General features: G+C 53.7%; 10 protein-coding genes. 5 read left to right on the top strand and 5 right to left on the bottom strand.

The features are described 5' to 3' along the window. The first annotated feature begins 1 nt into the window (after nt 1). Both ACR0AY_RS20850 and ACR0AY_RS20855 read left to right on the top strand, forming a co-directional pair. On the top strand, nt 2-1585 hold the full coding sequence (locus ACR0AY_RS20850) for a sensor histidine kinase (protein WP_480454550.1): 1584 nt from the start codon (nt 2-4) through the stop codon (nt 1583-1585). A gap of 99 nt (nt 1586-1684) precedes the next feature. Then, nucleotides 1685-2356 (top strand): response regulator transcription factor, encoded by a 672-nt coding sequence (locus ACR0AY_RS20855; protein ID WP_170516058.1) that lies wholly within the window; start codon nt 1685-1687, stop codon nt 2354-2356. Between the two features lie 469 nt (nt 2357-2825). Here ACR0AY_RS20855 and ACR0AY_RS20860 read toward each other — a convergent pair whose 3' ends face one another. Continuing rightward, nucleotides 2826-3683 (bottom strand): LysR family transcriptional regulator, encoded by an 858-nt coding sequence (locus tag ACR0AY_RS20860; protein ID WP_170516056.1) that lies wholly within the window; start codon nt 3681-3683, stop codon nt 2826-2828. 85 nt (nt 3684-3768) lie between these two features. Between ACR0AY_RS20860 and ACR0AY_RS20865 the strand changes: the two genes are divergently transcribed. After that, nucleotides 3769-4791, top strand: a complete 1023-nt coding sequence (locus tag ACR0AY_RS20865; protein WP_170516054.1) for a permease — start codon at nt 3769-3771, stop codon at nt 4789-4791. A 273-nt stretch (nt 4792-5064) separates the two neighbouring features. Here ACR0AY_RS20865 and ACR0AY_RS20870 read toward each other — a convergent pair whose 3' ends face one another. The 4 genes from ACR0AY_RS20870 to ACR0AY_RS20885 form a co-directional block, all read right to left on the bottom strand. Continuing rightward, nucleotides 5065-6666: an aldehyde dehydrogenase family protein gene (locus ACR0AY_RS20870; RefSeq protein WP_170516051.1), complete on the bottom strand. Its 1602-nt coding sequence runs from the start codon at nt 6664-6666 to the stop codon at nt 5065-5067. Between the two features lie 47 nt (nt 6667-6713). Beyond that, a complete protein-coding gene (locus ACR0AY_RS20875; protein WP_170516049.1) occupies nt 6714-7541 on the bottom strand; it encodes an oxidoreductase in 828 nt (275 codons plus the stop codon). A gap of 124 nt (nt 7542-7665) precedes the next feature. Then, the gene (locus ACR0AY_RS20880; RefSeq protein WP_170516047.1) at nt 7666-8655 is read right to left on the bottom strand and encodes an AraC family transcriptional regulator; all 990 of its coding nucleotides are present in this window, start codon (nt 8653-8655) and stop codon (nt 7666-7668) included. Between the two features lie 268 nt (nt 8656-8923). Further along, nucleotides 8924-9412, bottom strand: a complete 489-nt coding sequence (locus ACR0AY_RS20885) for a MarR family winged helix-turn-helix transcriptional regulator (protein ID WP_170516045.1) — start codon at nt 9410-9412, stop codon at nt 8924-8926. A gap of 76 nt (nt 9413-9488) precedes the next feature. Here ACR0AY_RS20885 and ACR0AY_RS20890 point away from each other — a divergent pair, with 76 nt between their 5' ends. Both ACR0AY_RS20890 and ACR0AY_RS20895 read left to right on the top strand, forming a co-directional pair. Next, nucleotides 9489-9884 (top strand): antibiotic biosynthesis monooxygenase family protein, encoded by a 396-nt coding sequence (locus tag ACR0AY_RS20890; protein ID WP_480454551.1) that lies wholly within the window; start codon nt 9489-9491, stop codon nt 9882-9884. Nucleotides 9885-9921: 37 nt separating this feature from the next. Continuing rightward, on the top strand, nt 9922-10365 hold the full coding sequence (locus ACR0AY_RS20895) for a hypothetical protein (protein WP_170516043.1): 444 nt from the start codon (nt 9922-9924) through the stop codon (nt 10363-10365). Nucleotides 10366-11185 lie beyond the last annotated feature (820 nt).

The following is an 11185-nucleotide window of genomic DNA, read 5'->3' on the forward strand; positions in this document are numbered from 1 at the left end:
TATGCGCTCATCCACCCTGTTTGGAGTATACGCCGCTGTTCTCGTCGGGTTTCTGTGCGGGCTTGCGGGACTGACCCTCTACAGTCTGGAAAAAACCCGTTGGTGGGACGCCCGGATATTGCTGGCTCAAGAATCTTATGGGCTCCATCTCCGGCTTGAGGCAGACCTTTACCGCCTGTTCAAACAACATGGCGACGCGCTTCTGATCGGGGATCGGGATGACGGTGCCCGGGAAGCAGAGCTGCAAGTTAAAATCGCGAAAACTCTTGAAGACATTCGAAATGTCATCGCGCGCGAAATCCAAATGGTCGGCGACGAGGAAATCGAAGAACTGGAATTGCTCGATCAGATTGAGGACGACATTGAATCCGTGAACGCAGCCATTGCCAGCCTCACAGCAGAAGGCAGCCCGGTTGAAACCTTTGTTCGCATCGAACGTCTGGCAGCCCTTCTGGACGGAGACATCGATGACGAACTTGACCGAAAAATTAAATCCGCGCTTGATGAAGAGATCGAGGAAGTCGAAGACGTTCTGACAGAGGCCACGGTTTTCAGGGAATGGAACAAACGATTGGTCTACATGATTGTGGCAGCTGCCATTGGAGTGCTTCTGGTGGCCCTCGTGTCATTCAATCGTCAGATCAGGAAGCCTTTGATCCGACTTGCCGAAGGTATCGGCCATCTGCGCAGGGCCGACTACTCTGAGCCTGTGAGGCTTGGTGGCAGTCGCGAGTTCAGGGAACTCGGTACCGTTCTGAATAGCATGGCCGAAGGTTTGGCCGCACGTGAAGCCGGCCGCGCGGAACAAAAAAGACAACTTGAACAAACCGTCGCGGCAAGAACGTCCGAGCTCCAGCAACTCATCGACAAACTTGAGACCGGGGAAGAAAACCGCAAACAGCTGATGGCCGACATAAGCCACGAATTGCGCACGCCACTGGCGATCATACTTGGCGAGGCCGATGTCACATTAAGGACATCTGACAAGCTGTCCGAAGAAGTCTCAGATTCCCTGGCCCGTATCCGGGATTCTGCCAAGCACACCAATCAGATCGTCGACGATATGTTGACGGTGGCAAGGTTCGAGGCGGGTCAGCTTCGGCTTGATCGCAGGAAGACCGACTTGCGAAAGATATTGCACGATGCCATCGCCATGTTCCCTGAGCCGGTTCAGGTTGAAACGCCCAGGGACAAAGTTGTCGCTTCGGTCGACGAAGTTCGCCTGCGCCAGTCCCTTTTGGCATTGCTGCAAAACGCCCGGCGCTATGGCGGTCCTACGATCGAGGCCAAGCTGGAAGAGGGCCTCGCCTCTTGCTCAATTACAATCGAAGACAACGGGCCCGGTTTAAGCGCTGCAGAAAAGTCCCAGGCGTTCAACCGCTTCTATAGGGGTTCGAACGCCTCGGGTCAGGGAATCGAGGGCAGCGGTCTTGGCCTTCCAGTCGTCAAATCAATTGTCGAGGCCCATGGTGGAACCGTTGACCTTCAGGACCGTCGAAAGGGTGGTTTGAAAATTGTCTTAACACTGCCCAAAGGGCCACGGATGAAAGTTGTGCAATCAGATACGTGGCGAGAGATGGGCTGATGTTTTTTTGTATATCTGAATTTCTGTTTCCAGAACCGAAGCGGCCATACTCCTTTTGGCATTGTGATGGATTGAAGCACCGAGCGAATTGAGGCTGACATGAATATTCTACTTGTGGAAGACGAGGTACGCGTTGCCGATTTCATCCGTCGTGGTTTGTCCGCAGAAGGCTGGACCGTCGATCATGCCTCAAGCGGGGAAGAAGCTCTAGAGCACGTGACCACAGGCGAATACGATGTCATCCTTTTGGATCTGATGCTGCCGGGAATTCAAGGGCAGGATGTCTGCCGCAAGTTGCGCGCCCGTAAATCCAAAATCCCCATCCTGATGCTAACCGCATTGGACAGCCCCGAAGAACGGGTCGAAGGATTGAAAATTGGCGCTGACGACTATCTTCCGAAACCGTTTGACTTCGACGAACTCATCGCGCGCATTGAAGCCCTGCACCGGCGCGCCAACAATTATGCCAGCGATCTCGGAGACACCGTCATCAAATGCGGAACCCTGAGCTTTGACAGACGCTCCCTTCACGTGACCGTGGCTGGCAAGGAGGTTCAGTTATCTAAAAAAGAACGCGATCTTCTTCTACTATTTCTAACAAATGTGGGTCGGGTTCTGTCCCGAGAGCGCATCCTAAACTCCGTATGGGGCATGAACGAAGATCCATTAACCAACGTCGTCGATGTTTACGTTGGTCGCCTACGGCGCAAAATTGGAAGCGAGGGTCAGCGGATCGTTACGCTTAGAAATGTTGGGTATAGGATGAGTTGACCAGCACACTGAGAACTTAGTCTGTAGGTTAGTTGGCCGCGACAAGTTCAGTATTCTAGAAGATGGTCACTTTTGTTCATAGCCGACATTCCCGGCATTCAGACAGGTTAAGACATTGCCCTCCCACGATTGGACCCACCGCCGCCTCGCCAGAAGAAAGCGCGACATGTGGCGAGTCAGACTACTTTCGTTGGCGCTGCTTAATACTTTCTTGCCCTCCCCAAAGGCTGCCGTGACAGCTCTGTTCAGCATCAGTACCTGATGCAGCGTTTATTGACCGATCTCACCATCTTCCGCCAGCAGACCGTTCATTTGGATGACATACGTGATGGCATAGAGAATTTTGTGAAGCGATCTTTGGTTGAGTGGTCAGCTAATCATCGCGCCCAACGTCCATTGCTTCAATTCACCTGCAAGCGGCCATTGATCCTTCATGCAAAGAAGGTTGGAAAAGGGCTAGAACGGCCCATCATGCTCTGGACAAGAATGCCGTTCGAATAGCAGCTTTCATTGCGTCCTGCGGCCCATGCCCTTTCGGTCTGCCTGAAGTCATCACAAGTTTGGAGGCAGGTGTGCTACCAAATCCCAATGTCTCGTTGACCACGGATAGCCCGATGTGAAGCGACGACCGGCCCAACAATCCAACCGCGATCCCTGCCTCTACCGCTGCAATCACGCCAGAAACGCTTTGGCTCGAATAGACGATACGGTATGGCTTTCTGCGGGCTTGTAACGAACTGATTGCAGCGTCGCGCCACCAACACGCTTCATCGAAAAGGGCCACTGGTAGGACTTCATCGGCTGAAAAATCCCGATGTGCCGAAGACACCCAACAAGTCGGGTCTTCATAAAGGAGTTCCTCAAAACCAGATGGAGTTTCGACCTCGTAAACCGCAAGGTCCAACAGCTCTTTGTCGAGCGCATCAGGAAAATGTGCGCTCAAGGCGCAGGTGACCTCCAGTTCGACTTTAGGATGATGACTGGTAAACGCCGCAATAATCGTCGCGAGTTTGGCGCGCCCGTGATCGTCGGGTATGCCCAAGCGTAGTTTTCCGCTCACAGAATTAGTTGAAATCTCCTGCTGTACCGCGTCGAGGCGGGCCGTCACGTCTTTCGCAACAAACAGCAACGTCTGCCCCGCATCGCTCAACACAACCCCGCGACCATGCCGATCAAAAACAGGGCGGCCCAGAATGGATTCCAGGCGTTTGATCTGAAGGCTCGTTGCAGATTGGGACCGGTGGATACGAGCTGCACCATCCGTGACACTGCCAGCCTCAGCCACGGCGACGAAGGTTCGCAAAAGATCGCTATCCAGTTTCTCCATCTGTTTTTCCAATATCTGAAATTGAAACTATTCGTTTCAAAGATGGCTCGTGCCACTCTAATTTTCAAGTTCAAAGGAGTAGGTAATGTCCGATCAAACCGCTGCCCATCGACCATCTACCCGGAAAAATCTGATGTGGGGCGTTTCTCTGGTGCTGTTGTCGGGTGTCTGTCTTGTTTGGCCGGAACACGCGGCAAACGCTGTAAAGTTTGTCGTCTTGGGCTTGATTGTCGTCGCCCCAATCGTCATTCCGGGTATCATCCTTGCGGCCTGGATCATTGCCAGCAGCGCGGACACTCATATTGCTGCTGCCTTTGAGGGCAGGACATTTCGATCGGTGTTGGCCGCGTCGCTGATCGGAGCTGTTACGCCCGTCTGCGGTGTTACAGTGTTGCCGTTAATGGCTGGGTTGCTGGCTGCAGGTGTACCGCTTGCACCGATCATGGCATTCTGGCTGTCCTCTCCGATAACGGACCCGGCGATGCTCGCGACCACCGCCGCAACATTGGGTCTGAGCTTTGCGATTGGCAAAACTCTTGCAGCTTTCGGATTGGGTGTATTCGGGGGGGCGATTACCGGGCTATTTTCCAGGGCGCCTTGGGCAATGAATGCGCTTCGCGATAATGATCTCGCTCGCCAAGTAAGTGCTGCGCGATGCGGCGAAGGTCAGCCCTATGATCCTTGGGTATGGAGGTCCGAGGCGAGACGACGTTCCTTTGGCAAACAGTTCTCGGCAACCAGTCGGCTTATCCTAATTTGCCTGATACCGGCGTTTGCAGCCGAGTACGCCCTGAACACGGCACTGACGCCCGGATCGCTAGCAGTATATGTCGGGGAAGACAAATGGTGGGCCATACCCGCCGCTGTCTTCATTGGTGCCCCAGCCTATATCGACGGGTACGCGGCACTCCCAATGACGCGAGGGCTGATCGACAACGGCATGTCCGAAGGCGCAGCGATGGCTTTCCTTGTATCGGGTGGCGTAGTCAGCATCTGGGGTGCAATGGCCATCGCACCGGTGCTCAAACTGAAGCCATTCATGTTATATCTGTTGCTTGCTGTCTTCGGGTCGATTGGAGCCGGGTATGCCTTTGAGTGGATCGTCTAAGAGCCAACGCCAATTAAATGCACGCGGTCAAAGAATGGCTATTCTGCCCGCCAACACGGAAATCTCAAAACTCGAGTTGAACGTCCGGGGTAGGTCGTCTTTAACATAATCAAACGCCTCTATCAGAAGGTAAATGCCTGCCCCCAATGGTCGCGAGAGTCGCAAAACCGCCCAATCCAGCATTTTGAAAAAACGCCCACAACCTCAAACCCTACCGCCAAAATGGTATTAGGGTCATCACGTACAACGCACCGTGGCTCCGGGTTACTGGCCTCAGAAATCCTTCCGACGGAAACCACCCATGATAGCACCACCCATCAGGCATGTTAGGTTTCGCCAGGATGGCTCAACCGCATAATTGGCCATTTCCGTAGCCAGCGTGTCAAAGGCGCCCTTGTTGGTTTTTATCATGTGACCAGGCGACATGAAGCCAGCAGTCAAGATCGATTTCTCGACATTCTCGAAGCACATGGCGTTGCCGAAATTGCCGACTCCCGAGACGAACTCCTTGCCTTCTTCGTTGCCGCCCCATGTCAACCAGGGTGAAAGGAAGATGAATGGTGGCATGGCGTTTACGGCAATTGCGCCGTACTCCATATCAGTTATCGCTCGGTCCAGAGCAGCCTGATGCGTTTTCTTGGTGTCCTCGTCGATCAGGATTGCGCTGCCCAACGTGCCAAGCAGCTTTTCATTGCAGAAGGCAACTGCAGCGGGCAGGAATTCGGTAGCGTTGGCAGGCACGTCCAACGGCACCTCACCTGTGATCTGGCAGAAAGCCTCGTTGCGTGTGCCATAACTGTCCACTTCGATCCCGGTGATCAGCAGGTTTTCAGCCGCCTTGAACAGACCGCCCTCCGGTGACAGCCGCTCAGCTTGCGGATAGGCGTTGAGGAACCCGTCTTTCACCTCGCCAGCCCCCGGATAATAGGTGCCCTCGGCGGGCGTGTCTTCGACGATCGCCTTGCGAATGGCATCCAGGAACTGATCCCGCTGGGCCCAGTGTTTCGAGGTAACCAATGTTTGAACCCGACCGCAGACAGCTCCACCGTTGAGCTTGTTAATCGTGACGATCTGGTGTGCTTGATGAGCGATTTCCTTATCGGTCCAAGGGCGGTCGCCCGGCACGATGATCACCGGGTTGTTGCCTCCGCATTCGGAGATCAATTCGGCCTGGGTGGCGCTTTGAATTGCTTTGGCGGTACCCGCACCGCCCGTAAAGTAGATCTTGTCGATCCTGGTATCAGTCGTCAGCACACGGCCTTGGTCGTGATCAGCGAAAGCCAGGGCTTGATGATCGATCAGCGGGGCCATGACCTTTTCCCAAACCTTATCGCTATCGGCATTCAGGTGGTGTGGTTTGTGCACCACGACCTTGTTGTCGAAGAAGATTGCCTTGAGCATCTCCAAAGACGACGAATAGTTCCCTGCGCCCAATACGGCGGTGATCCCGGCAGATTTGTCCATCGGATTCACTTGCTTCGGTTCGCCCTTGACCCGAATGAAATCCTTCCGGTCGCCGTTCATCAGCTTGTCCTTGGTGTCGATTGGGAAGACCGCAATGTCATAGCGATCATTACCAACTTTGGTGATGCTAATCGGCTCCGGCATCTTTCCATGCACGATGCCTTCATAAACGTCGATTGCAGCAGAAACGGTATTGGCCATCGGAACAATCGTGGCGATCATTGATAACGGGTCAGTATAAATCTCTTCACCCATCTGATCATTCTTCATGGCCGTGTCCGAGACAGCGAGTTCACCGCCAAATTTCTTTAGGTTTTCGCGTACAGCTTCCAGTAGGGCTAACCTCTCGGCGGGAGAGGTGTCGGCCCATTTCTGCGGGTTCAAGTGAGTAATGGCGTTGTTGGTTTTCATCTGATTGTCCTTAAGTGTTCGGTCGGAGCGAGTTGGGGAAAGCAGGATCAGCGAGCGATCGACATGACCATGCGGTCGAAAGCACGGTCGCCCAACCATTTGCGGACGCCCATCATCAAGCTTGCGTATTTTCCGGCGGCGTAGCGGGTCTTGGGTCTGCGGGCCTTCACCGCCCGGGACACAACATCTGCAATCACTTGTGGAGACGAGCCGCCACCATCCTTGTAGTTTTCGGCGGTTGCCTTGGCGACGGTTTTGGCCATCGGTCCATAGGCCGTATTGCCCGAAAACTTCAGCATCGGGCCTTCGACAACATTTCCGAAAGAGGTCTGAATGATGCCGGGTTGGACCACAACCACGTCAATACCAAACTGTTTCAGCTCAAGGCGCAGGCAGTCAGACAAACCTTCGAGAGCGTGTTTCGAGGCATGATACCAAGCACCCAAGGGCGTATAGATCTTGCCACCCATCGACGTTATGTTGATGATCTTGCCCGCACGTTTCTCGCGCATGTAGGGAAGCAGTTCCTGTATCAACGCAGCAGCACCGAACAGATTCACGTCCATCTGATAGCGTGCTTCCTCGATCGGCACGTCTTCGACCGCACCATAAAGTCCGAAACCCGCATTGTTCACCATCACATCCGCGCCCCCGAACTTGTTGGTGATCTCAGCGACAGCGGATTTGCGACTGGCCTCATCCGAGACATCCATGGCAACAGGATGCGCGCCGAGCGCTTTCAGATCGTCCATTTGCTCCACCCGTCGGGCGGCGGCGACGACAGTCAATCCATCCTTGATCAGTTGCTGAGCAATCACTTTACCCATGCCCGACGATGCACCGGTAACGAGCGCAACTTGCTGTGTGTTTGCCATTATTTTCTCCAATTGTTTTGGACAACTTGTCTTGTACCGGATCATTTGCTCCGTTTGGTCCAAGTCGATGCGTTCGGAATCTCCGGATACAAACGCAGATTGGAGCGTACGATAGCGCGGCAGTTCACTTGCGTTGTGGGCGCGGACTAAGTTCCGACATATCCCTCACCTCGGCCGGGGTCATGCCGGTCCAGCTTTGGAACGCGCGATAGAATGAGTTCGGCTCGCGGTATGCCAGCAAATAAGAGATTTCCTCGACGTTTAGCCCCTCCTCACTCAGATAGTGCATCGCCAGTTCTAAACGGGTTGATTCCAGCAGAGTTTGGAAGGTCTCACCTTGCTCCTTCAGTTGGCGTTGCAACGTGCGCTTGGACATGGCCATCCTCTTGCACATCGCCTCAATATTTGCCTCACCGGAAGGCAACATGTCATGTAGAGCCCGCTTGGCGCGCATCACGATGGGCGTGTCTGTTTCATAAGACTCCATCTTGCGACGAAGTTGCTTTTCAAATTCCGGCCAGGCTTCCTCGTTTTCAGTGATCAGGGGCAGGTCCGCGTCTTCGCGACGAAGGGAAATGCTTGCGCCAGGCGTTGGGTGGCGTCCCAGATACGAAAGTAATTCCTCACCCGGATGTTCAATGACTGGAAGCTTCACGTGTGCTGGCACGATATGCTCGGCAGTGTGGCAACGGGCGCACTCCAGCAGGTAAAGTGCTTCGAACCAGAGCATTCGCGGTGGGATTTGAATGGTGGGATCGACTGAACCGATTGCAACATGAAGGCAATCATCGTCCTCGGACAGGTCCAGAGTGATCGGTGCCATCAGCGGTTTGAACACCGACAGTCGTTGAAGCCCGGTACGTACATCGGGCGAGCAGGAGAAAGAGAATATCGCGGGCGTGAATGGCGCATGAGCAAAGAGTTTGCCCAAGACGAGCGGCAATTCTGGGCGCTTGGCTTCTTCTTCAACTGCCTGCCACAGATCGAAAACTTGCGCGGGCGTGACCCCCTTGCCCTCGTTGCGCAGGAAATCACGTGGAAACCCGGCTCGGAGAAACACCTTCTCGGGCGAGATTCTCAACAACTTGGCCAACTGTGTAATAGACTTGGCCATTGGGTAAAGACGGTTTGGCGATTTCGCCTCCTGAAGCGAGTGTATTAGCGCATCCTATATTCGCATGTGATTTCCACCGCGCCAGAGGCTTGAAACCCTTTGGCGTGTTCTGATGTTCCTTTGGCGCAATATGATAGAGCAACAGCGAAGCCCCAGCATCGTGTTCCTCTCGAACCCGACGTTGACCATTTTCGTTACACTTATTGCTGGATTGCCTCAGAGGTCGGTTCCAAGCCCAGAATAACCGATGCTGCACTCTGGATAAGCGTCAGCTCTGATTTGGGGTCTGAACCTCTCGTATTGAGGCTTCTTCAAGGCGTGTTTTGAGACGGTCAACAACATTTCGCGCTGTCGCAATATCATCGGGCGGCAGACCTTCCGAGAGTTCATTCACCCATGGGATTTGCTTCGCAATCGCGGCTTCGTATAACTCCTGCCCCTTTGGGGTCAGTACGACCAAGTGCGCCCGCTTGTGGTGTGGGTTCGGCTGAAACTCCACCATGCCTTCTTTGCTCAATTCATTGATGATCCGTTGTACGCCCTGCCGGTGAACGCCCATCGTCCGTGCATGCCAGGCAACGGATTCCGGTCGATCAGAATAGGCAATGGCACCAAGGATCTGCCATCGGGCACTTGTTAGACCCAGTTCTGATACGAGCCGATCACCGGCAAGCTGCAATCGACCGTTCAGCCGAAACACATCCAGTATCAAGGCTGTGACGGCTTCTCCTGCTTCGGTCCTTCGCTCGTTAGGCATATCGACTCCTCATTTTATTTGACAACATATTGTCATTGTGTTTGGTGCTTCCTAAATATGACAACATGACACCAAAATGAAGTTGCTTTCAAGGAGTACTGCAATGGTAAGTTTCAAACCCCTAGACCCGGAGTTTCCCATTGAACGGCAATTGGGCGTCGACGCTGGACCCGTCGTTCTCGTCAATCTCTTCACAGTCGATCCTGTTGACCAAATCGCCTTGGTTGAAGCTTGGAAGAGCGATGCCGAATGGATGAAAAAGCAGCCAGGTTACATCAGCACCCAGCTGCATAAAGCCATTGGTGACGGCAGCATGTATATGAACTACGCGGTCTGGGAGGCTGTGGCGGACTTTCGCGCCGCGTTTTCAAACCCCGAGTTTCAGCAGCAGCTCAGCCACTATCCCTCAAGCGCTGTAACCGCCCCCCATCTGTTCGAGAAGGTTGCGGTGCCAAATTGCTGCACGGCCTGACGAAGCCCTTTCCAGAAGCCAATTTGAGGGAACCGCAATGAGAACCAAGATTCACGCCATCGCAGGCGGCATCGGCTTTGTGATGATCCTCCTTTTCTGGACATCAACGGCCACCAGCGAGCTCTTTGCGAGCCATGAAACAGTCGCAACCGTCAAGGCATTGATCCTAAAAGGCATGTTCATCCTCATACCGGCAATGGCGATTGCTGGCGGATCGGGCATGGTAATGGGCCGGAAACGCAAGGATGCGCTTACGAAAGCCAAGAAGGCCCGAATGCCGAAAATCGCGCTAAACGGCTTGCTGATTCTCGTACCCGCAGCCTGGTTTCTGGCTGGCAAAGCTGCCGCTGGCGAGTTCGACAGTACATTTTACACGGTTCAGGTGGTTGAGCTGATCGCCGGGGCGGCCAACCTCACAATGATGGGACTGAACATTCGTGATGGCTTGCGAATGACCGGCAAAATTAAGCGCCTACGCTGAAAGCTCGATTCTAATCCAAGTGCTAGCGAAATTGCAGACATTCGAGCGAAGGCGACGAATTGGTGCATTGTTGCGCCAAGAGGATATCAAGATACATCCAACACAATGTCGGCCTACTGGTCGCTTAGAACAACCAAAACTTGAAAGTGCTAACCATAACAAACCGCGAACATCGCTGAAGCGGTTTTATGTGAAGCGATCTCTGGTTGAGTGATGGCCGTTCATAGGAACGAGTACGAAAGGCTGCCTCTGCGGATTTTGCTGTCATTAGACACTATCTGATTAATGTCTGCTCTCAGCCCGAAACAGAAGGCAAAAAAGCGTTCAGACAAAGTAAAGCTGACCTTCGACGACCCAGAAGCTCTCAAAACTGTCTGACGACGGACACCTAGTCGGCGTACACGAGTACAAAAATTCAATCCCGAGTAAGTGTAGTTGCGACGTAGCCTACAGATTGACCGGTAGATCATGGTCGTGCCGGCGATCTACTCGAACGCATTTTCAATTGCGAATAGTGCTATGGCTGTGTTCCCTTGGCCGGCATAGAGACGAAGCTGAATAACGGAAGAGTGGTGGTGCAGGCACAACTCATAACACTACGATCTGTCATGCTGGCGATGGCGGCCATACAGTTGGTGACGGCGGCTTCCGGTACGCTAGTGGCTCTTTATTTTGCCGAAACAGGAGCTTCACAAGCAAGCGCTGCCATCGCATCCGCTTCATACTCTCTAGGGTCAGGATTCATAACCAATAGATGACGACAGCCGCGAGAGCGATGGTCGATAGAAAGACCTTGGGGCATCGGTCATAGCGGGTCGCC

Source organism: Ruegeria sp. A5 (assembly GCF_056543005.1).

Bases quoted from the DNA above. Each gene is read 5' to 3' on its own strand.
- ACR0AY_RS20870 (WP_170516051.1), bottom strand. From the start codon at position 6,666: ATGAAAACCAACAACGCCATTACTCACTTGAACCCGCAGAAATGGGCC.
- ACR0AY_RS20895 (WP_170516043.1), top strand. From the start codon at position 9,922: ATGAGAACCAAGATTCACGCCATCGCAGGCGGCATCGGCTTTGTGATG.
- ACR0AY_RS20885 (WP_170516045.1), bottom strand. From the start codon at position 9,412: ATGCCTAACGAGCGAAGGACCGAAGCAGGAGAAGCCGTCACAGCCTTG.
- ACR0AY_RS20875 (WP_170516049.1), bottom strand. From the start codon at position 7,541: ATGGCAAACACACAGCAAGTTGCGCTCGTTACCGGTGCATCGTCGGGC.
- ACR0AY_RS20865 (WP_170516054.1), top strand. From the start codon at position 3,769: ATGTCCGATCAAACCGCTGCCCATCGACCATCTACCCGGAAAAATCTG.
- ACR0AY_RS20850 (WP_480454550.1), top strand. From the start codon at position 2: ATGCGCTCATCCACCCTGTTTGGAGTATACGCCGCTGTTCTCGTCGGG.
- ACR0AY_RS20890 (WP_480454551.1), top strand. From the start codon at position 9,489: ATGAAGTTGCTTTCAAGGAGTACTGCAATGGTAAGTTTCAAACCCCTA.
- ACR0AY_RS20855 (WP_170516058.1), top strand. From the start codon at position 1,685: ATGAATATTCTACTTGTGGAAGACGAGGTACGCGTTGCCGATTTCATC.
- ACR0AY_RS20860 (WP_170516056.1), bottom strand. From the start codon at position 3,683: ATGGAGAAACTGGATAGCGATCTTTTGCGAACCTTCGTCGCCGTGGCT.
- ACR0AY_RS20880 (WP_170516047.1), bottom strand. From the start codon at position 8,655: ATGGCCAAGTCTATTACACAGTTGGCCAAGTTGTTGAGAATCTCGCCC.